The sequence below is a fragment of the Arthrobacter sp. BB-1 genome, assembly GCF_006151685.1.
In the GTDB taxonomy this organism is placed as follows: domain Bacteria; phylum Actinomycetota; class Actinomycetes; order Actinomycetales; family Micrococcaceae; genus Arthrobacter.
In genome coordinates this window covers 1-25,449 of the sequence record NZ_VDEV01000030.1, presented here as the reverse complement: position 1 = coordinate 25,449, position 25,449 = coordinate 1, and the positions used below count along the sequence as shown (strand labels likewise).

29 protein-coding genes are annotated in these 25,449 nt (G+C 66.7%); 18 read left to right on the top strand and 11 right to left on the bottom strand.

The features are described from left to right. Window positions 1-79: 79 nt before the first annotated feature. Both FHJ30_RS16820 and FHJ30_RS16815 read right to left on the bottom strand, forming a co-directional pair. Entirely contained in the window at window positions 80-874 is a 795-nt protein-coding gene (locus FHJ30_RS16820; protein WP_139030413.1) for a carbon-nitrogen hydrolase family protein, read from the bottom strand. 24 nt (window positions 875-898) lie between these two features. Then, window positions 899-1,135, bottom strand: a complete 237-nt coding sequence (locus FHJ30_RS16815) for a DUF2630 family protein (protein WP_139030412.1) — start codon at window positions 1,133-1,135, stop codon at window positions 899-901. Between the two features lie 57 nt (window positions 1,136-1,192). Here FHJ30_RS16815 and FHJ30_RS16810 point away from each other — a divergent pair, with 57 nt between their 5' ends. After that, window positions 1,193-1,591: a hypothetical protein gene (locus FHJ30_RS16810; RefSeq protein WP_139030411.1), complete on the top strand. Its 399-nt coding sequence runs from the start codon at window positions 1,193-1,195 to the stop codon at window positions 1,589-1,591. A gap of 17 nt (window positions 1,592-1,608) precedes the next feature. Here the strand turns inward: FHJ30_RS16810 and FHJ30_RS16805 are convergent, their stop codons facing one another. Both FHJ30_RS16805 and FHJ30_RS16800 read right to left on the bottom strand, forming a co-directional pair. Continuing rightward, entirely contained in the window at window positions 1,609-1,944 is a 336-nt protein-coding gene (locus tag FHJ30_RS16805; RefSeq protein WP_139030410.1) for a DUF202 domain-containing protein, read from the bottom strand. Window positions 1,945-1,947: 3 nt separating this feature from the next. Beyond that, window positions 1,948-2,352: a YidH family protein gene (locus FHJ30_RS16800; protein ID WP_139030409.1), complete on the bottom strand. Its 405-nt coding sequence runs from the start codon at window positions 2,350-2,352 to the stop codon at window positions 1,948-1,950. 111 nt (window positions 2,353-2,463) lie between these two features. On the opposite strand from FHJ30_RS16800, the gene FHJ30_RS16795 reads away from it, so the two are divergent. The 5 genes from FHJ30_RS16795 (at window position 2,464) to FHJ30_RS16775 (ending at window position 7,355) form a co-directional block, all read left to right on the top strand. After that, window positions 2,464-3,498, top strand: a complete 1,035-nt coding sequence (locus tag FHJ30_RS16795; protein WP_139030408.1) for an LLM class flavin-dependent oxidoreductase — start codon at window positions 2,464-2,466, stop codon at window positions 3,496-3,498. Window positions 3,499-3,732: 234 nt separating this feature from the next. Next, window positions 3,733-4,830 (top strand): ferredoxin reductase, encoded by a 1,098-nt coding sequence (locus tag FHJ30_RS16790; RefSeq protein WP_139030407.1) that lies wholly within the window; start codon window positions 3,733-3,735, stop codon window positions 4,828-4,830. Between the two features lie 13 nt (window positions 4,831-4,843). Continuing rightward, window positions 4,844-6,031: an acyl-CoA desaturase gene (locus FHJ30_RS16785; RefSeq protein WP_139030406.1), complete on the top strand. Its 1,188-nt coding sequence runs from the start codon at window positions 4,844-4,846 to the stop codon at window positions 6,029-6,031. A gap of 150 nt (window positions 6,032-6,181) precedes the next feature. Next, window positions 6,182-6,379 carry a hypothetical protein gene (locus FHJ30_RS16780; protein WP_139030405.1) on the top strand — a complete coding sequence of 66 codons (198 nt, stop codon included), beginning with the start codon at window positions 6,182-6,184 and terminating at the stop codon, window positions 6,377-6,379. A 139-nt stretch (window positions 6,380-6,518) separates the two neighbouring features. Then, on the top strand, window positions 6,519-7,355 hold the full coding sequence (locus FHJ30_RS16775) for an alpha/beta fold hydrolase (protein WP_139030404.1): 837 nt from the start codon (window positions 6,519-6,521) through the stop codon (window positions 7,353-7,355). Between the two features lie 144 nt (window positions 7,356-7,499). Here the strand turns inward: FHJ30_RS16775 and FHJ30_RS16770 are convergent, their stop codons facing one another. Then, entirely contained in the window at window positions 7,500-8,243 is a 744-nt protein-coding gene (locus tag FHJ30_RS16770) for a GAF and ANTAR domain-containing protein (RefSeq protein WP_139030403.1), read from the bottom strand. A gap of 299 nt (window positions 8,244-8,542) precedes the next feature. On the opposite strand from FHJ30_RS16770, the gene FHJ30_RS16765 reads away from it, so the two are divergent. The 3 genes from FHJ30_RS16765 (at window position 8,543) to FHJ30_RS16755 (ending at window position 12,033) form a co-directional block, all read left to right on the top strand. After that, window positions 8,543-9,136, top strand: coding sequence for an adenylate kinase (locus FHJ30_RS16765; RefSeq protein WP_139030402.1), 594 nt, complete (start codon window positions 8,543-8,545; stop codon window positions 9,134-9,136). 56 nt (window positions 9,137-9,192) lie between these two features. Then, window positions 9,193-10,068, top strand: a complete 876-nt coding sequence (locus tag FHJ30_RS16760) for an NAD(P)-dependent oxidoreductase (RefSeq protein ID WP_139030401.1) — start codon at window positions 9,193-9,195, stop codon at window positions 10,066-10,068. Window positions 10,069-10,248: 180 nt separating this feature from the next. Then, the gene (locus tag FHJ30_RS16755) at window positions 10,249-12,033 is read left to right on the top strand and encodes a S8 family serine peptidase (RefSeq protein WP_240793745.1); all 1,785 of its coding nucleotides are present in this window, start codon (window positions 10,249-10,251) and stop codon (window positions 12,031-12,033) included. Here the strand turns inward: FHJ30_RS16755 and FHJ30_RS16750 are convergent. Then, window positions 12,030-13,142, bottom strand: coding sequence for a DNA alkylation repair protein (locus tag FHJ30_RS16750; RefSeq protein WP_139030399.1), 1,113 nt, complete (start codon window positions 13,140-13,142; stop codon window positions 12,030-12,032). The two genes, FHJ30_RS16755 and FHJ30_RS16750, sit on opposite strands and share 4 nt — an antisense overlap. A 136-nt stretch (window positions 13,143-13,278) precedes the next feature. Here FHJ30_RS16750 and FHJ30_RS16745 point away from each other — a divergent pair, with 136 nt between their 5' ends. Then, entirely contained in the window at window positions 13,279-14,085 is an 807-nt protein-coding gene (locus FHJ30_RS16745) for a phosphatase PAP2 family protein (RefSeq protein ID WP_139030398.1), read from the top strand. A gap of 39 nt (window positions 14,086-14,124) precedes the next feature. Here FHJ30_RS16745 and FHJ30_RS16740 read toward each other — a convergent pair whose 3' ends face one another. After that, window positions 14,125-14,448: a MerR family transcriptional regulator gene (locus FHJ30_RS16740; protein ID WP_139030397.1), complete on the bottom strand. Its 324-nt coding sequence runs from the start codon at window positions 14,446-14,448 to the stop codon at window positions 14,125-14,127. Between the two features lie 137 nt (window positions 14,449-14,585). On the opposite strand from FHJ30_RS16740, the gene FHJ30_RS16735 reads away from it, so the two are divergent. The 4 genes from FHJ30_RS16735 (at window position 14,586) to FHJ30_RS16720 (ending at window position 17,483) form a co-directional block, all read left to right on the top strand. Continuing rightward, entirely contained in the window at window positions 14,586-15,011 is a 426-nt protein-coding gene (locus tag FHJ30_RS16735) for an Hsp20/alpha crystallin family protein (protein ID WP_139030454.1), read from the top strand. A 60-nt stretch (window positions 15,012-15,071) separates the two neighbouring features. Continuing rightward, complete coding sequence (locus tag FHJ30_RS16730) at window positions 15,072-15,395, top strand: J domain-containing protein (protein ID WP_139030396.1); 324 nt, start codon at window positions 15,072-15,074, stop codon at window positions 15,393-15,395. Window positions 15,396-15,444: 49 nt separating this feature from the next. After that, window positions 15,445-15,822 carry a hypothetical protein gene (locus tag FHJ30_RS16725; protein WP_139030453.1) on the top strand — a complete coding sequence of 126 codons (378 nt, stop codon included), beginning with the start codon at window positions 15,445-15,447 and terminating at the stop codon, window positions 15,820-15,822. An 83-nt stretch (window positions 15,823-15,905) separates the two neighbouring features. Continuing rightward, a complete protein-coding gene (locus tag FHJ30_RS16720; protein ID WP_139030395.1) occupies window positions 15,906-17,483 on the top strand; it encodes a glycoside hydrolase family 1 protein in 1,578 nt (525 codons plus the stop codon). Between the two features lie 62 nt (window positions 17,484-17,545). On the opposite strand, the gene FHJ30_RS16715 is transcribed toward FHJ30_RS16720, so the two are convergent. Both FHJ30_RS16715 and FHJ30_RS16710 read right to left on the bottom strand, forming a co-directional pair. Next, window positions 17,546-18,652, bottom strand: a complete 1,107-nt coding sequence (locus FHJ30_RS16715; RefSeq protein ID WP_139030394.1) for an App1 family protein — start codon at window positions 18,650-18,652, stop codon at window positions 17,546-17,548. 67 nt (window positions 18,653-18,719) lie between these two features. After that, window positions 18,720-19,451, bottom strand: a complete 732-nt coding sequence (locus tag FHJ30_RS16710; protein ID WP_139030393.1) for a DUF72 domain-containing protein — start codon at window positions 19,449-19,451, stop codon at window positions 18,720-18,722. A gap of 80 nt (window positions 19,452-19,531) precedes the next feature. On the opposite strand from FHJ30_RS16710, the gene FHJ30_RS16705 reads away from it, so the two are divergent. The 3 genes from FHJ30_RS16705 (at window position 19,532) to FHJ30_RS16695 (ending at window position 22,452) form a co-directional block, all read left to right on the top strand. Beyond that, complete coding sequence (locus FHJ30_RS16705; protein ID WP_139030392.1) at window positions 19,532-21,340, top strand: glycoside hydrolase family 15 protein; 1,809 nt, start codon at window positions 19,532-19,534, stop codon at window positions 21,338-21,340. Window positions 21,341-21,454: 114 nt separating this feature from the next. After that, a complete protein-coding gene (locus FHJ30_RS16700; RefSeq protein WP_139030391.1) occupies window positions 21,455-21,745 on the top strand; it encodes a hypothetical protein in 291 nt (96 codons plus the stop codon). After that, window positions 21,745-22,452, top strand: a complete 708-nt coding sequence (locus FHJ30_RS16695) for an HAD family hydrolase (protein ID WP_139030390.1) — start codon at window positions 21,745-21,747, stop codon at window positions 22,450-22,452. The genes FHJ30_RS16700 and FHJ30_RS16695 overlap by 1 nt, the downstream gene beginning before the upstream one ends. A gap of 28 nt (window positions 22,453-22,480) precedes the next feature. Here the strand turns inward: FHJ30_RS16695 and FHJ30_RS16690 are convergent, their stop codons facing one another. Then, a complete protein-coding gene (locus tag FHJ30_RS16690) occupies window positions 22,481-22,729 on the bottom strand; it encodes a hypothetical protein (RefSeq protein ID WP_139030389.1) in 249 nt (82 codons plus the stop codon). 170 nt (window positions 22,730-22,899) lie between these two features. Between FHJ30_RS16690 and FHJ30_RS16685 the strand changes: the two genes are divergently transcribed. Continuing rightward, window positions 22,900-24,081: a zinc-dependent alcohol dehydrogenase gene (locus FHJ30_RS16685; protein WP_139030388.1), complete on the top strand. Its 1,182-nt coding sequence runs from the start codon at window positions 22,900-22,902 to the stop codon at window positions 24,079-24,081. Between the two features lie 30 nt (window positions 24,082-24,111). On the opposite strand, the gene FHJ30_RS16680 is transcribed toward FHJ30_RS16685, so the two are convergent. Next, window positions 24,112-25,263, bottom strand: coding sequence for a serine hydrolase (locus FHJ30_RS16680; RefSeq protein ID WP_139030452.1), 1,152 nt, complete (start codon window positions 25,261-25,263; stop codon window positions 24,112-24,114). Window positions 25,264-25,449 lie beyond the last annotated feature (186 nt).

Here is a 25,449-nt window from a genome sequence, read left to right as displayed (position 1 = left end):
CGCCGTCGACCGCTGGAATGGGGGAGATTACGGCGCGGTGAACGGCAGCTCACCGCGCCGGCGCGCTGGAATCCGCAGTTTAGAACTGGCGGGCGTTGGCCAGGACCGGCAGCTTGCTGCGCACCTCGTCCACCAGGGATGGGTCAATGTCCACGACGGCGAGTTCCGGCTTTCCGCCCAGTGCCGCCACAGCACTGCCCAAGGGAGTTATGACGGCGCTGTGGCCGATGCCCGTGGGTGCGGTGCCCGCAGGGCCCGCTCCCATGGTTTCGGGATCGCCCTGGCCGCAGGCCACCACGAAAGTGGTGCTGTCCAATGCACGTGCCCGCACCAGGAGGTCCCACTGCTCCGCCTTGCCCTCGCCGGCGCCCCACGACGCGCACACGATGTTCACCTGCGCCCCCGCGCGGGCATTGGCGGTGAAAAGGGCGGGGAAGCGGACGTCGTAGCAGGTGGCAAGGCCGAACACCGTGCCATTGAGTTCAAACGTCACCGGAGCCTCGCCCGCGTCCACGGTCCGGGATTCGGCGAAACCGAAGGCGTCGAAGAGGTGCACCTTGTCGTACGACGTGTCCAGCCCGGGGCCGGTGACCAAGAGGGTGTTGCGGACCTTGCCGTCCGTCCCGGGGGTGAACATCCCGGCCACGATCGCTATCCCCAGTTCCCGAGAGATGGCCCGGACTTCGCCGGCCCAGGGACCGTCCAGCGGTTCGGCGATGTCCCGGAGGGAATGGCCAAACGCGCGCATGGCGGCCTCGGGGAACACCACCAGCTCCGCGCCGGCGGCACTGGCCTGCCTGGCATAGTCCCGGATCAGTTCCAGGTTGGCTGCAGGGTCTGCGCTGCTGATGATCTGGGCGACTGCCAGGCGCATGGAACTCCTATCTGTCTGCGGCGTCTACTGCTTGTAGCCCTCGACTTCGTTGACCGGGCGGGCTTCGGCGTCGTTGGGGTTCTCGCCGGAATCGGCCTTTGCCCGGCGCTGGCGCAGCAGGTCCCAGCACTGGTCCAGGCGCTCTTCCACCTGCTTCAGCCGCGCCTTGTCCGGTACCTGGCCGTCTCCGGATGCGTCGCGGAGGGAATGCTCCTCCTCCACAAGGGACTGGATACGTGCCAGAAGATCTTCATCGTTCATGTCTACCCCTTAGGCCGGTACGGTTTTCCCCCAGCGTACGCCTGTACCATCAGAATCATGCCCACTGTGCTTGATATGGCAGGTCCAATCCTCGAGATGCTCACCTGGCTGTGCCTGCCCGCCGGGCTCGGATTGCTCTTCTATACCGGGTTCCTCCGCCGCTTCGTTCATCCGTGGGCCGTCGCCGAAGCCGTGGTGTATTCCGACAGCTCCGGGGTGGGCTTCCGGTGGTTCGACCGCAAGTTCCAGGTCCACCACGCGCCCATGTCGCCGCATGACATCCGGGACCTGGCCGTGGGAGATACGCTCCCCATCTACTACCACCCCAAGCGGCCAACCCAGTGGCAGACCACGGCGCCGGAAGAGGCAGGCAGGACAGCGTCCGTGCTTGGCCGCTGCCTTACCGCCATCGGCGCAGTGGCCTTGCTTGCCGGTTTTGTCCTGCCTATGTTCTAGGGGTTTACGGCCCAACCTCAGCCGGCAAGGACCACGCCGATGCCCAGGCCGCCCAACACTACCCCCGCAAAAGCCGTCCAAAGCACTGCCGTGATGTCGGCGTCGAACCTTTCCCTGGAAAGCCCCCGGGACCTGGCACTGTACCGGCGGCGTTGGGTCAGGTAGATGGCCAGCGCTGCGGCCGAGGAGACTGCGAACAGCAGCAGGATGGGGAGGCCGTGCTGCGGGAGCCAGCGCAGGAAGATGGCACTCACCGTCACCAGGGCCAGCATGGTCCGGCCCCAGGCGAGCGAGGTCCGCTCGGGCTGCAGGCCGGGGTCGCCGTGGCCGCCGGCGGTGCGGGACGCCGCCACAGGTCAGCGCCAGAGGATAAAGATGAGGACGACGGCGGCTGCCAGCGCGCCTGCCCCGGCCAGCAGCGGGACAATGAGCGGCAGCGGCAGCGGGGCCTTGTTCCGCATGCTGCGCTCAACCCGGAGCCACCGCACGGCTGATCCCGCGCTCAGCAGCATCCCCAGCAGCAGCAGCACCACCGCCAGGCCCTTGCGCACCGGCTCGAGGAAAAGGCCGGCGGTGAACGCCTCGATGGCGATTCCTCCGGCCAGCAGCGCAAGCGAGGTACGGATCCACGCCAGGAAGGTGCGCTCGTTGGCGAGGGTGAACCGCGGGTCCGGCTCCTCGCCGCCGGGCAGCAGGCGCTCGGCGATTTTCCCGCGCGACGGCGGGACGGAGGCGTTGCCGGGCTGCTCACTGTTGGTCACGGTGCCAGTTTAGCCACGCGGCGGGGCTGTGCCGGCCGGCGGCCAGGCGCTGGCTCAAGGCAGTTCGCCGCCGGCGGGAATGCCCGGAGCGCCCGGTCGGTTGGGGCAGGTATGGAGCGCATCGGATTTCTTTCCTTCGGCCACTGGGGTCCCGGGCAGGGCTCCCGCACCCGGACCGCCGGCGACGCCCTCCTCCAGGCCATTGACCTTTCGGTTGCCGCGGAGGAGTTGGGGCTGGACGGGGCGTTTTTCCGGGTTCACCACTTCGCCCGGCAGCAGGCCTCGCCGTTCCCACTGCTTTCTGCGATTGCCGCGCGGACCAGCAGGATCGAGGTCGGCACCGGCGTCATTGACATGAGGTACGAGAACCCGCTGTATATGGCCGAAGAAGCCGCAGCCACAGACCTGATCAGCGGCGGCAGGCTGCAGCTCGGCATCAGCCGTGGTTCACCCGAACCCGCCCGCCAGGGTGCGGCCGCCTTCGGGTACGTGCCCGGGCCGGGGGAGACCGACGCCGACATGGCCCGCCGGCACACAGCCCTCTTCCGGAAGGCAATCACGGGAGCCGGGGTGGCGGAAGCGGACCCGCGGTACGCAGGCGGAACCAGGGGACTCCTGCCCGTCCAGCCCCAGTCGCCCGGGCTCGCGGAGCGCATCTGGTGGGGAGCCGGAACCAGGAAGACGGCGGTCTGGGCGGCGGAGCTCGGCATGAACCTGATGAGTTCCACCCTGCTCACTGAAGATACCGGTGTTCCCTTCCACGAACTGCAGGCCGAACAGATCCAGCTGTTCAGGGATGCCTGGGCCGCAGCAGGCCATGCCCACCAGCCGCGGGTCTCGGTGAGCCGCAGTGTGCTCCCCATCGTGGACGCTGAGGACAGCATGTACTTCGCCGGCAGCGCCCTGCGCGACAGCCGGGACCAGGTGGGAATCATTGACGGGCTGACTGCCAGGTTTGGGAAGAGCTATACAGGCGCCCCGGACGTCCTGGCCGAGCAGTTGGCTGCCGACACCGCAGTGCAGGCCGCGGATACGCTCCTGCTCACCGTCCCCAACCAGCTGGGAGTGGACTTCAACGCCAAGCTCCTGGGGAACATCGCCCGCTACATCGCACCGGCACTGGGCTGGAGGGCGGCCCGCCCCTGAGCCGGTAACCGCTGGCTGTAATCTCGACGCTTCCCCCGTAAACATCAGCGGGCCCGGGCGGAAGGCGGTAAAATAAGCATGCTTACTGAAGACTGGGGAACCTTCTGCACACCGCAGCCGTTACTCTTATAGTGCGGCTTTGGGGGCTTAGCGCCTTTCATTACAGCGTGACTGCGGAACGGTCATATAACGAAGAGAGAGAAATATGGCCCGCGCCGTTTTAGGCTTTATCCCATGATCCGGCTACGTCAGCTGGCCCAGGCGGCCTCTGTCCTCACCACGCCCTTGGCGCCGGAGGACATCCTGGCGCTGTTCAACCCCGTCTACTCTGCGCGTCAGCTTCGCGGCGTGGTCACCCGCGTGGTCCAGGAGACCGCGCAGTCCGCCACGATCTTTTTCCGGCCCGGCCGCGGCTGGCACTCCCACCTGGCAGGGCAGTGGGCGCGCATCGGCGTCGAACTTGATGGCGTCCGCCACTGGCGCTCCTACTCCCTAAGCGCCCCCGCGGGCAAGGACCCGGCCATCACCGTCACCGACGTCGGCGCGGTCTCCGGCACGCTGGTGCGCACCACCAAGCCGGGAGACGTCCTCTTCCTTGCCCCTCCGCAGGGCGACTTCGTGCTCCCCGAGCACCCCCGCCCCCTGCTGATGGTTACGGCCGGAAGCGGCATCACTCCGGTGATGTCCATGATCCGCACCCTTGTTCCGCGGCGTCCGGATGCCGACGTCGTGCTGGTCCATTCTGCGCGCACGCCCGGTGACAGCCTGTTCCGCGAGGAACTTGCCGAGCTGGCGGACCAGTTCCCCAACTTCCGCCTGGCCCACTGGTACACCGGCGAACAGGGCCGGATGGACCTCACCAACACGGACCAGCTGGACGAGATCTGCCCGGACTGGAAGGAACGCGCGGCGTATGCCTGCGGTCCGGACAGCTTCCTGGACGACGCCGAGGCCCTGTGGAAGCGGGCGGCGCTGACCACCGCCGCACCCGGCTCCGAGATCGCAGTTGCCGGCAGCGCCGGGAACTTGATGATTGAACGCTTTAACACCACCTTCGCCGGCGGCGTTGGGCACGACGGCGGCCTGGTCACCTTCGAAGCGTCGGACCGGGAAGTGGAAGCCGACGGCGACACCCCCATCCTGGACGTCGGCGAGGACGCAGGGGTGCTGATGCCCAGCGGCTGCCGCATGGGCATCTGCCACAGCTGCCTCACTCCGCTCCTGTCCGGGCAGGTGCGCGACCTCCGTACCGGGGAAGTCCACGGCGAACCCGGCCAACTGATCCAAACGTGTGTCTCGGCAGCCGCCGGACCCGTCAACCTCGAAATCTGAGGAGCACAACGGTATGTCTGTAGTTACACCCAGCAAGGCCACGCCCGCACCCAAAGGCACTTCTACCGGAGGGTCACGGACGCGCCCCGGAAAGCTGGCCGAATCCGGCAGCCCCACCGTGCGGCCACCGGCCGCCGCCCACCTGACTGATGAACAGGTGGCCGAACTCGGGCGCGAACTTGACGCCATCCGGGACGACATCCTGGCCAAGCGCGGCGCCTCGGATGCCGCCTACATCCGCCGCGTGATCAAGATCCAGCGCGGACTGGAGATCTCCGGCCGCGCCGCGCTGCTGGTCAGCAAGAACAAGGCAGCCTGGGTCACCGGGACCACGCTGCTGAGCCTGGCCAAGATCCTGGAGAACATGGAGATCGGCCACAACGTCCTGCACGGCCAGTGGGACTGGATGCGGGACCCGGACATCCACTCCACCACCTGGGAATGGGACTTCGTCACGCCGTCGCGCTCCTGGCAGCACACGCACAATGACCTGCACCACCGCTGGACCAACGTGGTGGGCAAGGACAACGACGTCGGATACAACCTCCTGCGGATGGACGAACAGCAGCCGTGGAAGCCCATTAACCTGGCCAACCCGCTTTTCAACGCCATCCTGGCGCCGCTCTTCGAGTGGGGCATCGCTATTTACGACCTTGAGCTCACGGAGTTCAAGGAAGGCAAGAAGTCCAAGGAAGCACTGCTCAAGGACCTCAAGGCCCTCGGCAAGAAGGTTGTCACCCAGTTCACCAAGGACTATGCCGCAACCCCCGCAGTCGCTATGCTGACCGGCTCCGGCAAGCAGGCACTCTACGGAACCCTGACCGCCAACGCCGTCCGCAACGTCTGGGCCCACGCCGTCATCTTCTGCGGCCACTTCCCCGAAGGCACAGACACCTTCACGGAGGAAATGGCTGAAGGCGAAACCCGCGGCGACTGGTACATCCGCCAGATGATCGGCTCCGCCAACATCTCGGGGTCCAAGTTCATGCACATCATGACCGGCAACCTGTCGCACCAGATTGAGCACCACCTCTTCCCGGACCTGCCCTCCAACCGGTACGCCGAGGTGGCGCCCAAGGTTCGTGAAATCTGCCAGCGCTACGGTTTGAACTACACCACGGGACCGCTCCTGAAGCAGGTTGGCTCCACGTGGGGCAAGATCTTCAGGCTGGCCCTTCCCGGCAAAACCGCCAAGGCCTGATCGGCCACCTTTGCAAGCACGTCAACGCACCCCCGGTTCCGGCTCATCCCGGAACCGGGGGTGCATTTGTGTTCCCCTTCGCTCTCGCATTTTTCGAGGTCAACGGCGCATAATTGATCCACACCCGCCGCCGTGGCCAATGGAGGACTCATGCGGATCATCGGAGCACTGATTGTCATCTGGCTGATCATCGGCGGCGTCGCTGCCTGGCAGCGAGGCTACTTCGGGGGAGCACCCGGAAACTGTGCGGAGGCTGGCACCATCGCCATCACCATCGCCGCCGGCCCGTTGAACTACATGGGAGCCAATCCGCAGGTCAACTGCGAGCTTCCGCAACCTTCCCAGTAGCGGGATCGCAGCGGGCCCGGGCAGCAGTGGGGCTCCACGGCCGGGGCTGGACTGGATGGCGGACCGTCCTAGAGTAGGAACTGCGTGCCGTGGCACCCGCCAGCGCGCCGATCCCACAGTCTCGAAAGGACCCGCCGCGATGGCTTTCATCACCGTAGGAACCGAAAACAGCACTGACGTCGAGCTTTACTACGAAGACCACGGCTCAGGCCAGCCCGTCGTGTTGATCCACGGCTACCCCTTGGACGGCTCCTCCTGGGAAAAGCAGACCGCCGCCCTGCTGGACGCCGGCTACCGCGTTATCACCTACGACCGCCGCGGCTTTGGGAAGTCGAGCAAGACCACGGAGGGCTACGACTACGACACGTTCGCCGCGGACCTCAACACCGTGCTGACAACCCTGGACCTGAACAACGCCGTGCTGGTGGGCTTCTCCATGGGCACCGGCGAGGTGGCCCGCTACCTGGGCACCTACGGCTCTGCCCGGGTGGCGCGGGCAGCTTTCCTCGGTTCGCTTGAACCCTTCCTGCTCAAGACCGATGACAACCCCGATGGCGTTCCGCAGGAAGTCTTCGACGGGCTGAAGGAAGCCGTCATTGCCGACCGGTATGCGTTCTTTACCGAGTTCTTCAAGAACTTCTACAACTCCGACACCTTCCTGGGTACGCCTCGCCTCAGCCAGGAAGCAGTCGATGCCAGCTGGAACCTCGCCGCCGGCGCCGGTGCCACCGCTTCCGTGGCGGCCCAGCCCACCTGGCTCACCGATTTCCGCGCAGACATCCCCAAGATCGACGTTCCGGCACTCATCCTCCACGGCACTGCGGACAACATCCTGCCCATCGATTCAACGGGCAGGCTCTTCGCCAAGGCGCTGCCCAGCGCCGAGTACGTGGAGATCGAGGGCGCCCCGCATGGCCTCCTGTGGACGCACGCTGCCGAAGTGAACGAAGCCCTGCTGCGCTTCCTCGCCAAGTAAGGCACACATGGAAAAACTTCCGGCGACGGCGGCGGGAGGCCGCCGTCGCCGGAAGTGATAGACCGTTGGGGGATACGCCGCGTTAAGTGGAAGAGCGTGGGGTGAAAAGCCGCGTTAAGTGAGAGAGCGTTGGGCCTGTGAAAGCTATCCGTCGTAGTGTGTCCGGGCCGGCCCCTGGCCCAGCGAGTTGACCACTATGGCGGCAACGTCATGCAGCTTTGAATTGCGGGTGCTGGACGCCGTCTTCAGGATCTCGAAGGCGTCCTGCTGGCTGCACCGGTTCTGCGCCATGATGATCCCCACGGCCATGTCGATCACAGTGCGGGACTCCAGTGTGGCGCGGAGGTTTGCCGCCGTCTCGCTGTAGTGGGCAAACCGGACCGCAAGCCGCAGGGCAAGGGAAGTCTGGCCCACGAAGTCCTCGGCGAATTCAACGATGCGGGACTCAAAACGGTGGGGCCGGGGGGAGTAGAGCAGCAGCGCGGCCTTTGTTCCGCCCTCCAACTGGAAGGGCAGGGCAAGGACGGAGCGGACGCCCTGGGCCAGGACGGCAGTGGAGTACTCGGGCCAGCGGCCGTCATGCTGCGCGTCCGGGACGTTGATGGTCTCCTGCATGGTGGAAGCCGTCAGGCTGGGCGTCTCGCTGAACTCGTACTCAAGCTGCGCGATGGCCTTCGCCTCAGGGCTGCTGCTGGCCACCGTGGCGGCCTTGCGCTGCCGCAGCAGGGTGATGGCGCACATGATTTCGTCGCCGGGCTCGGAAAGGTTGCGTGCGGACACCTGTGCCAGTTCATTGAGGAAGTCCTCAACGTCAGGGCTGCTGAGGACCAGCTCATGCAGGTGCTCGGTAATGGATGTATCGGGTTTTGCTGTTGACTCGCTGGCCACGGTTTCTTGGTGCCATTCGCTCAGGACAACCCGGCTGCTTCCAGCAGCCACCGCAGTGCCGGCAGGCTGTGAAGGTCGCTGGATCGAAGAACTTTCCAACGGCCTGCTGCTAAACCGATATCCAGAAGTATATACATCCTTCGGCAGGGGGTAGCGTCATGTTGACACACGTGAACTCGAGGTTCTCTGGCGCCCGGCGGGAAGTTACCGGCAGAATGAAGCAGGCGCCGGTGCCCCGGCGGCAGGGCGCAAAACCAGCGGCCGCCACGCCCCGGCGGGGCAGGAAGTGGGACAGGATCATGACCAGGCTGCTCATCATCGGCCCGCCGGGCTCCGGCAAAGGCACCCAGGCGGAACAGCTGGCACGGCACTTCGGCATCCCCGCCGTCTCCACCGGGGAAATCTTCCGGAGCAACGTCAGCGAGGAGACTGAGCTGGGAAACCAGGCTGCCAGCTATCTCGACGGCGGCGACTTCGTCCCGGACCACCTCACCAACGCGCTGGTCAAGGACCGCCTCCTGGACAGCGACCTGCAGGCCGGATTCCTGCTGGACGGCTACCCGCGTACGGCTCCCCAGGTGGTGGAGCTGGACAACATGCTTGCCTCCCAGGGATACGCCCTGGACGCGGTGATCGAATTGTCCGCCCCTGACGAGTTGCTGGAGGAACGGATGCGGCGGCGCGCGGCGGACCAGGGGCGCACCGACGACACGGTGGAGGTGTTCCGGCGCCGCCTGGACCTCTACCACCGTGAGACGCATGAAGTAGTCTCGGTCTACGCCGGGCGCGGAATACTCGTGTCCGTGAACGGCAGCGGGGATCCCGGTGAGATCACCGGACTGGCGATCGCCGCCGTCGAAAAGTTCCTTGGAACCCCACGGCGCGGCAGCTGACCGCCACCGGCCAGGCGGCAAACCCGGCGCAAGCCACAAACGGAAAAGGAAACCTGATGAGAATTGCGGTAACCGGCGGTAGCGGAAAACTCGGGCGGCACGTGGTCCGCAGGCTCACGGAGGACGGCCACCAGGTCCTCAACCTGGACCGCGAGGGCGCCCGCAGCCCCGGCCTGGTGGTGGTGGACCTGCGCAACTACGGCCAGGTCCTGGACGTCCTGCTGGGCCTGGACGACAGGCACGAAGGGTTCGACGCCGTGGTGCACCTGGGTGCCATTCCGGCACCTGGCATAATTCCTGACGCCGCGACGTTCGAGAACAACATGCTGTCCACCTACAACGTCTTCCAGGCGGCCCGCCGGGCCGGCATCAAGAAGGTGGTGTACGCCTCCAGCGAGACCGTGCTGGGACTGCCGTTCGACGTCGACCCGCCCTACATTCCGGTGGATGAGGAATACCCTGCCCGGCCCGAAAGCACGTACTCCCTGGTGAAGCACCTTGAGGAGCAGATGGCTGCCGAACTCACGCGGTGGGATCCGGAACTGAGCATCGTGGGGCTGCGGTTTTCCAACGTCATGGACGCCTCGGATTACGGGAAATTCCCTTCGTTCGACTCCGACGCGACCCTCCGGAAATGGAACCTGTGGGGCTACATCGACGGCCGGGACGGTGCCCAGGCGGTGGCAAGGGCGCTGGAGAACGGGAAACCGGGATTCGAGGCGTTCATCATCGCCAACGCGGACACCGTCATGAGCCGGTCCAGCGCAAGCCTTGCCGCGGAAGTGTTCCCGGGGGTCAAGGTGGTAAAGGACCTTGGCGAACACGAGACCATGCTGTCCATTGACAAGGCGCGGCGGCTGCTCGGATTCGAGCCGGAACACACGTGGCGGACGCACGTTTCACCCAGCGCCGGCGGTGCAGAAACCGGCTGAACCGGCCCGGCTCAGGAATCGCCAAGGGTTGCCGCAGGATCGGGCAAAGACCCCGTGGCGGCGCGTTGCGGGCTCCTATCCTTTTGGTAGGGCGGGGGCACCTCCTGCCCCCGCAGCCCGCAAACGCCGAACGAGGACCCCAAAATTCGCACTCCCTTCTTTGCGCTGCCCGCCGCCGCAGTGCTGGTCTCAGCAGTCCTGTCCGCCACCGCCCTTCCCGCCGCTGCCGTTGCGCCGGCTGATCCCGGAGCGTCCGGACGCTACATCGTCCAGTACGCTGCCGGCACCGACGTAGCCGCAGAGGCAGCCGGGCTGCGGGCCCAGGGCCTCGCTGTCGGCCGGACCTTCACCCACGCCTTCCGCGGCGCCCTGGTCACCGCCAACCCTGCCCAGGCGGCAGCGCTCGTGAAGTCCGGCCGGGTGGTATCCATGGAAGCCGACGCCCCGGTCAGCATTTCCGAAACCCAGCAGCCGGCACCCTGGGGCCTGGACCGGGTGGACCAGAGGGCGCTGCCGCTTTCCGGCTCCTACTCCTGGTCATCCTCGGGCGCAGGCGTGACCGCGTACGTGGTGGACACCGGCGTTCTGGCCTCGCACACCGAGTTCACCGGGCGGATCGCTTCCGGATGGACCGCTGTGGCTGACGGACGGGGCTCCAGCGACTGCAACGGCCACGGTACGCACGTTGCCGGCACCATGGGCGGGACCACCTATGGGGTGGCCAAGAGTGCCACGATCGTTCCCGTCCGGGTGCTCGACTGCAACGGATCCGGCTACAACTCGGATGTGGTTGCCGGCTTGGACTGGGTGGCAGCGAACCACGCAGCAGGTTCTCCGGCAGTGGTGAACCTTAGCCTGGGCGGGGCCGCCAGCTCGGCAGTGGACACCGCCATCCAGTCAGTGGTGAATGACGGCGTTGCCGCCGTGGTTGCCGCCGGCAACTCCGCCGTGGACGCCTGCGGAAGTTCCCCCGCACGGGTCCCGGCGGCGGTGACAGTGGCTGCCAGCGACTCCGCCGACAGGCAGGCGTCCTTCTCCAACTTCGGTCCCTGCGTGGACCTTTACGCCCCGGGCGTGGGTATCAGCTCGGCGTACTACACGTCCGCCAGTGCCACCGCGTCAATGTCCGGCACCTCGATGGCCGCGCCGCACGTGGCCGGCGCAGCAGCCGTACTGCTCTCCCAGAACCCGGCGCTCACCCCCGCCCAGGTCTCCGGCGCACTCACATCCAGCGCCACGGCAGGGGTGGTGGTGGGAGCCACCAGCGGCACGCCGAACCGCCTGCTGTACTCCGCTGCGGCCGCTCCCGCACCGGCACCCGCACCGGCACCCACGGTCACAGCCGTGACGCCCGGCGCCAATGCCACTGCCGTTGCGGCAGGCGCCAATATCACGGCCACCTTCAGCACCGCTGTGCAGGGCGTGAGCGGCGGGACCTTCCTGCTCAAGGACGCTGCGGGCGCCACCATCCCCGCCGCTGTCTCCTACAACGCCACCACCCGGACGGCAACCCTGGACCCCGCAGCCGCCCTTGCCGCGGACACCACCTTCACGGCCACGCTGGTTGGCGGTACCTCCGCCATCAGGGACAGCGCCGGCACCCCGCTGGCCTCCGCCAGCTGGAGCTTCCTCACCGGCCCCGCCCCCGCCATCACCGCCTACACCCCCGGCAGCAACGCCCTGCTGGTGCGCCGCGGCAACAACGTCAGCGTCACTTTCAGCGAGGCCGTCCAAGGCGTCAACGGAACCACGTTTACGGTAAAGAATGCCGCCACCGGAGCCCAGGTTCCGGCCAGCGTGTTCAGGAACGGCACCACCAACCAGTGGATCCTGGATCCCCAGCAGCCGCTGGCGGCCAAGACCAAGTACACCGTGACGGTCACCGGCGGCGGAACGGCCATCCGGGACCTGGCCGGGAACCAGCTCACCGGCCGGACCTGGCAGTTCACCACCGGTTCCTACTAGCCGGTTTCGAGCATGAACTCCACGCGCCCGTGCACGGCGCCGTTGACCTGAAGTTCCAAGGCATGCAGGCCGGGATGGTGCACCCGGGTGGTCATCTGCCTGAAGGCATGGCGTTTGGACAGGCTCCTGCTCTCGCCGGGTGCAAGGGCCACCGTTGAGGCCTTGAAAACCTTGGCCGAATGGCTGCCGTTGGCTTTGCGGTAGTGGATCAGGTAATCCACCGCCAGGCGCACATCCTCCGTGCCGGTGTTGGTGATCTCGAAACTGAAGGCCAGTTCGCCGGGCAGATTCAGGACATCCCGGTCCAGGTAAGGCCCGGCCACCGCTACCTGAGCCGGCGCGAAGCCAAGGAGCGCCAGGGCGCCGGGATGTCCTTTTTTGACGAGCGTGCGAAGGCCGTGGCGGACCACCCGTCCCGTATTGGCATCGGCCGCGGAGAGCCAGTCCTGGGCAGTGGACACCACGGCCGAGGGCGCGTGCCGGGCAAGATCGTTCAGGTGGTTGGCCACGGACCGCCGCACATACTCGGACGGGTCGCGGTACAGGGAGCCGAGGATGGGGAGGGTGGCCTCAGGCCGCTGGACCAGGGCCGGGACCCGCACCGCCCACGGCAAATAGGGGCGCGTGCCCTCGCTGGCCAGGCGGCGGACATGCTCGTCCGGATGGGCCGTCCAAACCTGGATGATCGGCAGTGCCCTGTCCGGGTCCTGGCGGAGGAGGCGGCGGATGGCGAACTCACTGGTAAGCCTGGGCGTCAACTCCGCCAGCAGGGCCATGGCGTCGTCGAAGTCCCTGCCGGAGCCGGACGCGACGGCAAGTGCCGCGGCAGCCTCGGACACCGGCCACAAGATCCAGCCTGTGAACTCCGGGAAGGCGAGTGCGGCCCGGAAGCTGCCCGCCGCCGTCGTATACCCCGCGCCCGGGACGTTCTCAATGTCATCCTGCAACGCCTGGGCCACCAGGTCAGTCCTGGCGCGCAGGTTGAGTCCGCCCAGCAGGCGGGCGGCGGCAGCCGTGCGGTCCCACCGCACCTCCGGAGCGGACTCCGCCAGGATGGCGGCAACGGAATTGACGGCAGGCGCGTCAATCAGTTCGTTCATGGCACCCATGCAGACAGGCTACCGCGGGGGCAGGACATGGCCCGGCTGGCAGGAGGCTGCCCGGAAACTGCAGGCAAACAGCGCCAACGCAGCCCAGCCGGGATAATCTTCACCCTAGGCAAATCTTCACGGCGCAGGGACGGGCATGACAGTGGGACAACAGGGATCAGCAGGTTCGGGAACCACCAGGCAAAAGACCGGCAAATGGCGTGCCTTCCACGACAAGTTCGTGGTGGAGGAGCGCTACCTGGACCCCGCAGACCGGCGCGGGCTGTACCGGACGGCCATCATCCTGGCGGCGGTGGGAACCGTCCTGTTCATTGCCACCCTGGTCAGCGTGGTGCAGGCCGACGGCCTGTCCGCAGCCGACGTGCCCGTCCGCGATTGGCTGCTCGGGCTGAGGTCCCAGGCACTGACAGTCATCATGATCGTCCTTGCCGTGGTCTTCGGCCCGATTGCCCTGCCCATCATTGTCCTGGTGGTGATCCTGGCCTGGGGGTTCGCCGCGAAGCATGCCTGGCGGCCCATCCTGCTGGCATCCGCGATGGTCACCGGCGTCATCGTCTCCCAGGTCATCCTCCAGATCGTGCGGCGCTCGCGGCCGCCCGTGGAGCAGATGCTGTTCGGGATCGACCACACCTTCTCATTCCCCTCAGGACATGTCCTGGGAGCCTGCGACTTCCTCCTGGTGGGTGCCTTCCTGATCTTTTCCCGGCGCCGCAATCCCCGGGCCGCCGTCCTGGGCTTCGTGGGTGCAGGGATCGGCATTTTCCTGGCTGCCGTGAGCCGGCTGTACCTGGGTTACCACTGGCTCAGCGATGCCCTCGCGTCCTTGTCCCTTTCGCTGATCATCCTCGGCGGGGTCATAGCCCTGGACACCTGGCGCACTGCCCGCATCCCGGGGGAGCGGATCACCGGCGAGCTGTCCAAGGCCGATTCGCCCAAGGACTGAGCCGGAACCGGGCTCTGGCCTGGCGGCTGTGACCGGGCCCTAGCCTGGCGGCCGTGACCGGGCCCGCTTCAGCGCCCGGTGCAGCTTGACGTTGGCGGCCTCGAGTTCCAGTACTTTGGCCACGCCTGCAAGGTTGAGGCCCTGTTCAAGCAGTTCGCCGATCCGCAGCAGGACGGCAATGTCGTCGTCGCTGTACTGCCGTGTGCCGCCGGACGTCCGCGACGGGGTCAGCAGGCCCTTTGTCTCGTAGAGCCGGATGTTCTGCTGGCCGGTCCCCGCCAACTTGGCCGCAACGGAGATGGCGTACAGCGCGCGGCTGCTGCTGTTGGGGCCGGGTGGCCGCCCGGCTTCCTGGTTTGCCATAAGTTCTCCAAATTCCGTCCAGTGGTCTTGCCTCAGTTTCCCACGGGTGCTATAAAAAATCTATATCCATCACCATAGATTAAGGGGTTGTGGATATGGCACGGGTTACATCTACAAAGCTGAAGGAGTGGGAAATGATGTTGATGCGCACGGATCCGTTCCGTGAGCTGGACCGGCTCACGCAGCAGGTCTTTGGTACCGCGGCCCGCCCGGCTGCCATGCCCATGGACGCCTGGCAGGAGGACGGCGAGTTTGTGGTGGCGTTCGATCTCCCGGGCGTGAAGATTGATTCGCTGGACCTGAACGTTGAACGCAACGTCCTCACGGTCCGGGCGGAGCGCAAGGACCCCACGCAGCCCAATGTGGAGCTGGTGGCCTCCGAGCGTCCCCGCGGCGTCTTCAGCCGGCAGCTGATCCTCGGCGACACCCTGGACACTGACAACATCAAGGCCAGCTACGACCAGGGCGTCCTGACCCTGCGGATCCCGGTGGCGGAACAGGCCAAGCCGCGCAGGATCGAGATCCAGACGGAGCAAAGCGAGAAGCACCAGATCGGAACCTAGCCACAGCCGGCGGGCACGGGCAACAACCGGTGCTGCCCGTGCCCCGGCATTCCTGCAGCCATGACAAACACCCCCGACTACTACGCCACCCTGCGGGTCCAGCCACACGCCACCCAACAGGAGATCTCGCGCGCCTACCGGGCGTTGATGCGCAGCCACCACCCGGACGTCGACGGCGGCACCACGCCTGAGGGGGAGCTCCTGGAGATCATGCAGGCATTCAATGTCCTGCGGGATCCCCAGCGGCGCGCCGCCTATGACAGGCAGCTGGCAGCAGCTGCTGCGCAGGCCATACCCGTCCGTAAGGTCCGCAGCCGTGGCGGTTCCTCCGAACCCGCCATCCGGGTCACTCCTGTGCGGTGGGAGAGCGGGCCCTGGTCTTGATGCAGGGCGGATGAAACACGATGACAACCGCGAGGAGGCGGAGAACCGAATGAGCGAGTGGCGCCGCTACGACTCACCCCTGATCCCGGCATTCCACGAACGCTTCGAACAGCGCTGGGGCCCCGGCACCGCCCCCTTCCTGGACCCCGAGGCGCATGAGCAGCCGCTTCCCCGTGCCCAGTGGATCAATCCGGCCACCGGCGCTGCACTTGCCGTTGTGCCGGTCTGGAGCGCGGAGGAAAAGCAGCAACGGTCCTTCGGGGTTTTCTACCTTCCGCCCGCCGGGGACATCTGGGTATTGCGGCCCGGCTACACCGGCTACCTGGAACCTGCCGACGGCGATTCGGAGCACCTGGTGACCCTCCGGAACGACGCCTTCCGCAAAGCAGTCTCGCACGCCAAGGAGTTCCTGTTCGGCACCCAATAGCGTCCGGAGGTTCCGCTCGTCAGTTGCCGCCAGCTGTGCAATCCTGAGACGTACTCACACGCTCCGTCACAAAAGGCCCGCCCATGCACATCACCGCCAAAGACCTCGCCGCACTCATCCCGCCCGGATTTACCCTCGGCGTGGCCACCGCAGCCTTCCAGATCGAAGGGGCCCTGGACGAGGACGGCCGCGGGCCTGCAGGCTGGGATGTCTTCGCGGCCAAGGACGGCGCCATCGTCGAAAACCACAGCCCGGTGACGGCTTGCGACCACTACCACCGCATGCCCCAGGATGTTGCCCTCATGAAGCAGCTGGGCGTGGACTCCTACCGGTTCTCCTTCGCCTGGCCGCGGATCCAGCCCACCGGGCGCGGGCCGGCCAACCAGGCGGGCCTGGACTTCTATGACCGGCTCCTGGACGAGCTGCTGGAAAACGGCATTTCCCCCATGGCCACCATCTACCACTGGGACACGCCCCTGGCCCTGGATGAAGCCGGCGGCTGGCTGAACCGGGACACCGCCTACCGCCTGGGCGAGTACGCGGGGATCCTTGCAGAGGCATTCGGGGACAGGGTGGCCAGGTGGGTGACCATCAATGAACCAGCCACGGTCAGCACCAACGGCTACACCCTCGGCCTGCACTCGCCCGGCAAGGAACTGCTCCTGGCCGCGTTCCCCACGGTCCACCACCAGCTGCTGGGGCACGGCCTGGCGGTACAGGCACTGCGCGCCGCCAAGGTGCCGGGCGAGATCGGCATGACCAACGTCTACTCGCCCATGGTTCCGAACTCCATCAACCCGCTGGACTACATCAGCGCGGGACTGATGGACCTTGCCCAGAACCGGCTCTACGCCGATCCCGTCCTCACCGGAAAGTATCCGGACCTCATCCGGGCCGCCAAGTTCTTCAGCTCGTTCGAGCATCCAGAGGAGGACATGGAGCTCATCTCCCAGCCCCTGGACTTCTACGGGCTCAATTACTACATGCCCACCAAGGTGGCTGTGGGGCCGGGCGGCGGTGCCGTGCCGGCGAGCATGGCCGAGGCCATGGGCAGCGACCTCAGCGCGGCCGGCAGCGGCGGAACGCCCTTCCATGTGGAGACTTGGCCGGAAGCGGACATCACCTCCTACGGCTGGCCCGTGAAGCCTGAATACATGGCCGTGGCCCTGAAGGAGATGGGGGAGCGGTACCCCAATCTCCCGCCGGTCATCCTCACCGAGGGCGGTGCCAGCTTCGAGGACATCATCGTCCGGGACAAGTCCACCAACACCAGGTTCATCCCGGACGAGCGCCGGCTGAAGTACCTTTCGGACCACCTGGAGGCTGCCCTGCGGGCAACAGCCCCGGGCGGAGAGGCGGAGAAGGTGGACCTGCGGGGCTACTACGTCTGGTCGCTCATGGACAACTTCGAGTGGTCCGCGGGCTACAACCAGCCCTTCGGGCTCCTGCACGTGGACTTCGAAACCCTGGAGCGCACGCCCAAAGCATCCTACTTCTGGCTCCAGGAACTCATCGAGGAGCGTGACCTGGCCGCTGCTGCGGGCGCCGCAATCGCTGAGGCCATGGCGGCCGACACCATTGACGTTGACGTCATCGGCACCGACGTTGTTGGAGCGGACGCGCCCGACGACGACGTCACGGCTTTGGGTGCCAGCGCCTAGGAACGTCCAGCGCAGGCAGGTCCAAGGCGGGTAGGTCCCGTGAGGGCCGGTTCAGCGCAGGTTCAGAGCAGGTCCAGCGTGGCGAGCTGTTTGGCGATGCCCGCCCCGTCCGGTGAGTAGATCCATGGCACCTGGGATGCCGTGTGGTCGCCGTCCTCCGAGTGGCCGCCGGCGAACACGGACTCGCTGATGGACAGCTGGCGGATGGCGATCGCGGCTACCTTGTCCGGGTTCTCCTGGGCGAAGCCGGAATAGATGGCTTCGTCGTGCTGGCCGTTGTCGCCGATCAGGAGCCAGCGCATGTCGGGGAATTCCTTGGCCAGCCGTTCCAGGTTGCGGTGCTTGTGGTCCTGGCCGCTCCGGAACCACCGGTCCTGGGTCAGGCCCCAGTCGGTCAGCAGCAGGGCCCCGGAAGGGTACATGTTCCGGGACAGGAAGCGGGCCAGGGTGGGGGCGGCGTTCCACGGCCCCGTGGACAGGTAGATCACCGGCGCGTCCGGGTGTTCGATGGTCAGCCGGTCCAGCAGGACCGCCATCCCGGGGGTTGCCATGCGGGCCCGCTCGCTGAGGACGAACGTGTTCCAGAGGGCCAGGAAAGGCCGGGGCAGGGCAGTGACCATGACCGTGTCATCAATGTCGGAAACGATGCCGAACTTGACGTCCGGGGCAATGACCCGGATCTTTGCCTCAACCGGTTCCGTGCCCTCGGCCCGCAGGACCGCCGTGTGCCAGCCCGGCTCGAGCCGCACGTTGACCTCGGTGTCGATCAGTCCGCCGCGGTCAGCCCGGACATGGGTGACAACATCGCCGATGGTGATTTCGACGTCGGTGAACTGCAGGGGAACGCTGGTGAAGGCGCGCCAGCCGCGCACGTTCTGGTTGCCGTTTTGCGCCGCGTGTTCGGCCTTGCTGCCAGGCAGCGGCTTCTGGGTCAGCAGGACCCGGCCCAGCACGCGCACCATGCTGGTTGAGCCGTAGCCCTGGTAGGCGATGGTCTGCGGAACGAACTTCCAGCGTTTGGCCACCTGGATGCGCACCGTGTTGACGGCATCGGAGATCCGGTGAGCAAGCCTGAAGACCTGGTTTCCGTAGAGCTGGGTGTGGTCCGTCTTGCTCTGGGCCGTGGGCGCTGCTGCATGCTCTGGCGGGGTCTGGGGAGCCGTGTCCATGGGACCACTCTGCCACAGGCTGCACCGGTCGGGGCCACTCCCGGCCCCTTGCCGTCGCTCCGTGACGTCACCCTTCCCCAAGGATCCAGCGCAGGGTCTCCGCGTTGCGCACTGCGTTGCCGCCGCCGTCGTTATTGAAATACGCATACACGTCCAGGCCGCTGCTGGCCCACTCCCGGATGCGGTCCGCCCACCAGTGCAGGTCAGCGTCAGAATAGGAGCCTGCATAGAGGTGCTGGTGGTCGGGGCCGTGCAGGCGCACATACGTGAACGGGGCGGTGGTCCGCAGGATGCAGGGGAGGTTGGCTCCACTCATGATGCAGTAGGCGGCCCGGTGCCGTTCCAGCAGGGCGTACACCTCTGGGCAGTCCCAGCTCGGGTGCCGGAACTCCACGGACACCCGGATCCACTCCGGTACCGAGGCCAGGAAGTAGTCCAGCCGGGCGTCATCGCGTTCCATCCCGGGCGGCAGCTGCACCAGGAGGACCGCCCGTTTGTCACCGAGCTCATGCCAGCACCGCTCGATCCGCTCCAGCCACACCTCCGGCTGGTGCAGCTTCCGGGCGTGGGTCAGCCCGCGGGGAGCCTTGACGGACATGGTAAAGCCGTGCGGCAGGCGCCGGTTCCAGCCCGCAAACGTGGTGTCACGGGGCCAGCGGTAGAAGCTGGCGTTGAGTTCGACCGTGCTGAAGCGGGAGACGTAGTGGGCCAGCCTGTCCCTGACGGGCAATTTGGGCGGATAGAGGACGTTTTCCCAGTGGTCGTAGCTCCAGCCGGAGGTGCCGATGTGGATTGCCATAGTTCCTCCCGTGGGGCGTTCTTTCAGGCTACACCGGCGGATGCCCTTCCTTTTCGGGACGGCTGTGGCAGGGTAAGGACATGGCGCGCATTGAAGATTACGCGGTGGTGGGCGACCTTCAAACAGGGGCCCTGGTCAGCAAGGACGGCTCCATCGACTGGCTGTGCCTTCCCCGGTTCGATTCGCCGGCCTGCTTCAACTCCCTGCTGGACACGCCCGAGGCCGGCCGCTGGCTGTTGGCGCCCCAAAGCGGCGGGCCATGCACCCGGAGGGGCTACCGTGAAGGCACGCTGGTGCTGGAAACGGAGTGGGAAACACCCGAGGGGACTGTGCGGGTCATCGACTTCATGCCGCCCCGCGACTCCGTGGCAGACATCGTCCGCATCGTTGAGGGCGTCAGCGGCAGCGTGCCGATGCACTGTGAGCTGGTCCTCCGCTTTGACTACGGCCACATCATCCCGTGGGTCCGCCGGGATGAGCTGGGGCTACACGCCATCGCCGGCCCGGACGCGGTCTATTTCGTAACGCCGGCGCCCCTCCAGAGCGAGAACATGCACACCGTCAGCGACTTCACGGTCAGCGCCGGGGAGCGCGTTCCGTTCGTGCTCACCTGGGCGCCAAGCCATGTGGCCCGGCCGCACACCGTGGACGCCGAGGAAGTCCTGGGGACCACCACCGCGTTCTGGCGCGGCTGGGCTTCCCAGTGCACCGTCAAGGGGAAGTACCAGGACGCGGTTTTGCGCTCCCTGGTGACGCTGAAGGCGCTGACCTACGCCCCCACGGGCGGCATCGTCGCGGCCGTGACCACATCCTTGCCGGAGCAGCTGGGCGGCCCGCGCAACTGGGACTACCGCTACTGCTGGCTCCGGGATGCCACCATGACGCTTCAGGCGCTCCTGGCCGCCGGCTACACGGCGGAGGCTGCCGCCTGGCGGGACTGGCTGCTCCGGGCGGTGGCCGGCGACCCCGCGGACCTGCAGATCATGTACGGCATCCACGGCGAGCGCCGCCTGCCGGAGATGGAGCTGCCCTGGCTGAAGGGCTACGAAAATTCGTCCCCGGTCCGCATCGGCAACGGAGCGGCGGAGCAGCTGCAGCTGGACGTCTGGGGCGAAGTGCTGGACTGCCTCGCGCTGACCCGGAATTCGCTGCTGACGCATCCGGACGAGGCCTGGGATGTCCAGCTTGCCCTCATGGAGCACCTGGAGACCATCTGGGACCAGCCGGACAACGGCCTCTGGGAAATGCGGGGCCCGCGCCGCCACTTCACCCACTCGAAGGTTATGGCCTGGGTGGCTGCGGACCGGATGGTGAAAGGCGTCCGGGAATCCGGCCTGCCGGGGCCGGCCGAGCGTTGGGAAAGGCTGCGGGACACCATCCACCAGGACGTCATGGCCAACGGGTTCGACGCTTCCCGCAACACGTTTGTGCAGTCCTACGGCCGGTCCGGGCTGGACGCCAGCCTCCTCCTGATCCCGCGCGTGGGGTTCCTGCCGCCCGATGACCCGCGGGTGATCGGAACCATCGAGGCGATCCAGCGCGACCTCACGCAGGACGGGTTCGTCCTGCGGTACCGCCCGGAGGAGAGCGACGATGGCCTGCCGGGTGACGAGGGCGTCTTCCTTGCCTGCTCCTTCTGGCTGGTGGAGGCGCTGCTGGGCGCGGGCCGGCACGAGGAATCGCGGGAACTTTTCGAGCGGCTTCTGGACCTGCGGAACGACGTCGGCCTGCTGAGCGAGGAATGGGCCGTGAAGGCCGGGCGGCAGCTGGGCAATACGCCGCAGGCATTCAGCCACTTCGCCCTTGTGACTAGCGCCTTGGAGCTTCATCAGGATACCGTTCGCCGGAGTGACACCCCCATTCCGCCGGAGTCGGCGGAACCGCGCTGAGGCGGCGCGGCCAGGGGTGGCTTCTCCTTCGCAGAATAGATAAGTATACTTACTAACACCTCATGGAGTGCTCCAACAAAGCACGACGCGGTGACTGACGGAGGAGTGATTTGTATGGCCGGGTATTTTGAGCTCGTGGATGCGCCTGACGGCGGCTACAGGGTCCGGATGCTGGATGGTGCCGGGAGCCTGATGGCCATCTCGGTCACCTTTCCCACGAAAAGGGCGGCAGTTGCGGGCGTGGCAATGGCGCGGGAGATTGCCGGTACCGGGTTGATCCGGGACAAGAGCCACGACGGCGCCGGGAGTGTCCTCCGGGAACGCGTCCGCCCCGTGGCCACTCCCAAGGAGGAAGCTGCCCGCCACAGGAAGGCCCCTGCGGCCAAGAGGGCAGCGGTACGCTGATGGTGCCCCAAGGAACCACACCCCCTGGCGGGCGACGCCGGGGGGTTCTTTTTGACGTCGACGGCACGCTGATCGACTCGTCCTACATCCACACCATTGCCTGGTGGGGCGCCTTCCGGGAGCACGGCTACGACATCCCGATGGCCTCCATCCACCACTATGTGGGCATGGGGGGCGACCGGCTGGTGGACAGCCTCCTGCCCGAGGGGCGGGAGCGGTCCGCGGATAAGGAGGTCATGGCCAGCCACGGGGCGCTCTACGCTTCCCACTGGCCTGCGCTCCGCGCCTTCAAGGGAGCAAAGGATCTGCTGGCCCAGTGCCACGCCGGCGGGCTTGCTGTTGCGCTGGCCTCGTCCGCACGCAAGAAAGACCTTGAGGTCATGGGGTCCGTCCTCGACGCCCATGCCTTCATCGATGCCGCCACCAGCGCCAATGATGCCAAGGAGAGCAAGCCCGCCCCGGACATTCTGGTGGCGGCGCTTGATGCGATTGGCGTGGCGGCGGCGGATGCCGTCTTTGTCGGGGACGCCGTCTGGGACATGATGGCCGCCGGAGCCCTGGGCATCCCCGCCATCGGTGTCACCTGCGGCGGGGTCAGCGCCGCCGAGCTCCGGGAAGCCGGGGCGGCAGAGGTCTACGACGGGCCGCAGGACCTGCTGCACAACCTGACCTCAAGTACCATAGGCCGGCTGCTCGCCAGGCCCTAAACTCTTGAAGCCTGCCCGCACCGTCCGACTACAGCGCCTGGCCGCCCGTCACGGCGTCCTCATCGCCCGCATTCGCGGGCTTGTCCCACACCACCGCAACCCGGACCGAACCATCGTCGTTCCGCTCAATGTCCGTACGCACTTCCGCCATGTTGGCACCCATCTCCATGATGCGGGTCCGGTAGGTGCCCACAAGCTCCTCCAGGCTGGCTTCCGTCCATTCCCCGGGCCGAATGCGGGTGGAGATCTCAACGGGTTCCGGCTGGTAAAGCGTCATGGCGTTCCTCTTTCACACGTAGCTGCGGAGCTGGCCCTTCCCACGCTAGAAGCCCGGGGCTGGGACGGCAAGTATTTAGTCAGCCTGCTTACTTTTTTCCGCTGAAGTCGATACGGTCGAGTGATGGGCTCCAGCCCGGACTGAAGGCAAAACCTCCAGAAAGGCGAATTGTGAAAGCACTGACATGGCAAGGAAAACGCTCGGTAAGCGTGGAAGAAGTACCGGACCCCGTGATCCAGGAGCCGACGGACGCCATCGTGCGGATCACCTCTACGGCCATCTGCGGATCCGACCTGCACCTGTACGAGGTGCTGGGCGCATACATGCACAAGGGTGACGTGATCGGCCATGAACCGATGGGCATCGTGGAAGAGGTGGGAAGCGCCGTCACCAACCTCCGCAAGGGCGACAGGGTGGTGGTTCCCTTCAACATCTCCTGCGGCCACTGCTTTATGTGCAGCCAGGGGCTGCAGTCGCAGTGTGAAACCACGCAGGTCAAGAGCAAGGGTTCCGGCGCCGCGCTCTTCGGCTTCTCGGAGCTTTACGGTTCGGTTCCCGGCGGCCAGGCAGAATACCTGCGCGTACCGCACGCGGACTACGGGCCGGTGAAGGTGGGAACGGAACTGCCGGATGAGCGCTACCTTTTCCTCTCGGACATTCTGCCCACAGCCTGGCAGGGGGTGGAATACGCGGACGTCCGGCCGGGAGGCACCCTGGCGGTGTTCGGACTGGGCCCCGTGGGGCAGTTCGCCAGCCGGATCGGCGTCCAGCGGGGCCTGCGGGTCATCGGCGTGGATCCGGTCCCGGAGCGTCGGGAGATGGCCGCCCGGCACGGGGTGGAAACCCTTGATTACACCAAGGACGTGGCGGACGAACTGCGGGAGAGGACGGCCGGAAGGGGCGCGGACGCGGTGATTGACGCCGTCGGAATGGAAGCCCATGGTTCCCCGGTGGCCGGCTTCGCCCACCAGGCGCTGGGCCTCCTGCCGGACAAGCTGGCCCAGAAAGCGATGGAGACCGCGGGCCTGGACAAACTCGCTGCGCTCCACACCTCCATCGACGCCGTACGGCGCGGCGGGACCCTGTCCCTAAGCGGCGTGTATGGCGGCCAGGCCAGCCCGATGCCCCTGCTGACGATGTTCGACAAGCAGATCCAGGTGCGGATGGGGCAGTGCAACGTCCGGCGCTGGACTGATGACATCCTGCCGCTGGTGGAGGACGACGCCGATCCGCTGGGTGTGATGGACCTGGTCACCCACCGCTCGGGCCTGGAGGGCGCGCCGGCCCTGTACGAGAAGTTCCAGAAGAAAGAGGACGGCTGCATCAAGGTGGTCCTGAATCCCGGAGCCTGATGTCCCCGGAAAGCTTCCAGCGGGAGGCCCTCAGCACAGCGTGTTGAGGGCCTCCTGTGCGACGTCCTGCATCTCAAGGATCAGTGGGTTGAGTTCGAGGGTGGGCGGTGCGGGAGGGTATGCCACGGCCAGCGCAAGTTGGCTGCGGCCGTCCTCGCTGGTCATGGCGACCATGCCGTAGCCGTCGGTGTCACCGGGAAGGCCATAGTAGAAGCGGTTGTTGCAGGTGTTGTTCCAGCGCCGCAGGGCAAAACCGTAGTACTGCGAGTAGCCGCCCTTCATGGCGGTCACGCTGTCCGGTGGGAGCAGCCTGCCCTCCAGCAGGGCGGCGTAGAAACTGTTCACTTCCTCCACAGTGGACAGGGTGCCGCTTGAGGGGGACTCCGCCTGCCATGCCGGCATGCTTACGTCGGTGCGCCTGCCTTCAAAGGTGACGTAGCCGTGGACCATGCCCGCCGGCGTCGGGCCGCCAAGCCGGGTCTTCGCCAGGCCCAGGGGTGCGGCCGTGTCCTCGGCGAGGACCTGCCCGATCCCCTCGCCGCGGAGCCGCTCAACAATGAGGGCAAGCGCTGCGTAGTTCGAGCGGGAATAGTCGAAGATCCGTGCCAGCCGGGCGTTCCACGGCACGGTGGCGGCCAGGGCCAGCTGCTGTTCGAGGCTGAGCGGCCGGTTCATGGTCTCCGCCCAATTCCCGGACGCCAGCAGGGGAACGGAAAAGTCGGGAAGCCCGGATTCGTGCGTCAGGAGTTGGCGGACAGTCACAGGGCCGGGAGGATGGAGCACGGTGCCGAACTCGGGGAGATAGCGGTTTACCTCGGCGTCCAGCTCAAGCTTGCCCTCCGCCGCCAGCTTCATCACCGAGACCGCGATGAAGGATTCCGTGATGCCGCCTATGCGGACAGGATCTGAAACCGTTGCCGGCTCGCCGGATTCCAGGCTCCGGACCCCGGCAGCGTGCGTCCAGGTGGCACCCCGGCTGCGGACGGCGACCAGGACCGCGGGAGCGCCTTCCGCCAGCATCCGGGCACTGAAGTCTTCCAGGAGTGCGAAGGCGGCAGGCTTGTCCGGCTCGGGCTCCGGAGGTGGCGGCTCCGAGGTGCAGGCGGTCATGGACGCCGACAGCAGGATTGCGCACAGGCCAGCCATGACCCGCGTCCACGTGCCACCCCGGCGTGTGCCCATGCCACCAATTTTCCCCCAACCAGGTAGCGCTAAGTGTCGTTTTGGAGCCTCAAAACGACACTTGGCGCTACTTAGTTGGGGGGGGGGGGGGGGGGGGGGGGGGGGGGGGGGGGGGGGGGGGGGCGGCGGGGGGGGGGGGGGGGGGGGGGGGGGGGGGGGGGGGGGGGGGGGGGGGGGGGGGGGGGG

Coding starts and splice junctions, on each gene's coding strand:
- FHJ30_RS16815 (WP_139030412.1), bottom strand. CDS start 1,135: ATGAACGATGAAGATCTTCTGGCACGTATCCAGTCCCTTGTGGAGGAG.
- FHJ30_RS16710 (WP_139030393.1), bottom strand. CDS start 19,451: ATGGCAATCCACATCGGCACCTCCGGCTGGAGCTACGACCACTGGGAA.
- FHJ30_RS16795 (WP_139030408.1), top strand. CDS start 2,464: ATGGAGCGCATCGGATTTCTTTCCTTCGGCCACTGGGGTCCCGGGCAG.
- FHJ30_RS16785 (WP_139030406.1), top strand. CDS start 4,844: ATGTCTGTAGTTACACCCAGCAAGGCCACGCCCGCACCCAAAGGCACT.
- FHJ30_RS16695 (WP_139030390.1), top strand. CDS start 21,745: ATGGTGCCCCAAGGAACCACACCCCCTGGCGGGCGACGCCGGGGGGTT.
- FHJ30_RS16705 (WP_139030392.1), top strand. CDS start 19,532: ATGGCGCGCATTGAAGATTACGCGGTGGTGGGCGACCTTCAAACAGGG.
- FHJ30_RS16720 (WP_139030395.1), top strand. CDS start 15,906: ATGCACATCACCGCCAAAGACCTCGCCGCACTCATCCCGCCCGGATTT.
- FHJ30_RS16735 (WP_139030454.1), top strand. CDS start 14,586: ATGTTGATGCGCACGGATCCGTTCCGTGAGCTGGACCGGCTCACGCAG.
- FHJ30_RS16680 (WP_139030452.1), bottom strand. CDS start 25,263: ATGGGCACACGCCGGGGTGGCACGTGGACGCGGGTCATGGCTGGCCTG.
- FHJ30_RS16790 (WP_139030407.1), top strand. CDS start 3,733: ATGATCCGGCTACGTCAGCTGGCCCAGGCGGCCTCTGTCCTCACCACG.
- FHJ30_RS16730 (WP_139030396.1), top strand. CDS start 15,072: ATGACAAACACCCCCGACTACTACGCCACCCTGCGGGTCCAGCCACAC.
- FHJ30_RS16715 (WP_139030394.1), bottom strand. CDS start 18,652: ATGGACACGGCTCCCCAGACCCCGCCAGAGCATGCAGCAGCGCCCACG.
- FHJ30_RS16690 (WP_139030389.1), bottom strand. CDS start 22,729: ATGACGCTTTACCAGCCGGAACCCGTTGAGATCTCCACCCGCATTCGG.
- FHJ30_RS16740 (WP_139030397.1), bottom strand. CDS start 14,448: ATGGCAAACCAGGAAGCCGGGCGGCCACCCGGCCCCAACAGCAGCAGC.
- FHJ30_RS16700 (WP_139030391.1), top strand. CDS start 21,455: ATGGCCGGGTATTTTGAGCTCGTGGATGCGCCTGACGGCGGCTACAGG.
- FHJ30_RS16760 (WP_139030401.1), top strand. CDS start 9,193: ATGAGAATTGCGGTAACCGGCGGTAGCGGAAAACTCGGGCGGCACGTG.
- FHJ30_RS16725 (WP_139030453.1), top strand. CDS start 15,445: ATGAGCGAGTGGCGCCGCTACGACTCACCCCTGATCCCGGCATTCCAC.
- FHJ30_RS16780 (WP_139030405.1), top strand. CDS start 6,182: ATGCGGATCATCGGAGCACTGATTGTCATCTGGCTGATCATCGGCGGC.
- FHJ30_RS16775 (WP_139030404.1), top strand. CDS start 6,519: ATGGCTTTCATCACCGTAGGAACCGAAAACAGCACTGACGTCGAGCTT.
- FHJ30_RS16820 (WP_139030413.1), bottom strand. CDS start 874: ATGCGCCTGGCAGTCGCCCAGATCATCAGCAGCGCAGACCCTGCAGCC.
- FHJ30_RS16750 (WP_139030399.1), bottom strand. CDS start 13,142: ATGGGTGCCATGAACGAACTGATTGACGCGCCTGCCGTCAATTCCGTT.
- FHJ30_RS16765 (WP_139030402.1), top strand. CDS start 8,543: ATGACCAGGCTGCTCATCATCGGCCCGCCGGGCTCCGGCAAAGGCACC.
- FHJ30_RS16745 (WP_139030398.1), top strand. CDS start 13,279: ATGACAGTGGGACAACAGGGATCAGCAGGTTCGGGAACCACCAGGCAA.
- FHJ30_RS16810 (WP_139030411.1), top strand. CDS start 1,193: ATGCCCACTGTGCTTGATATGGCAGGTCCAATCCTCGAGATGCTCACC.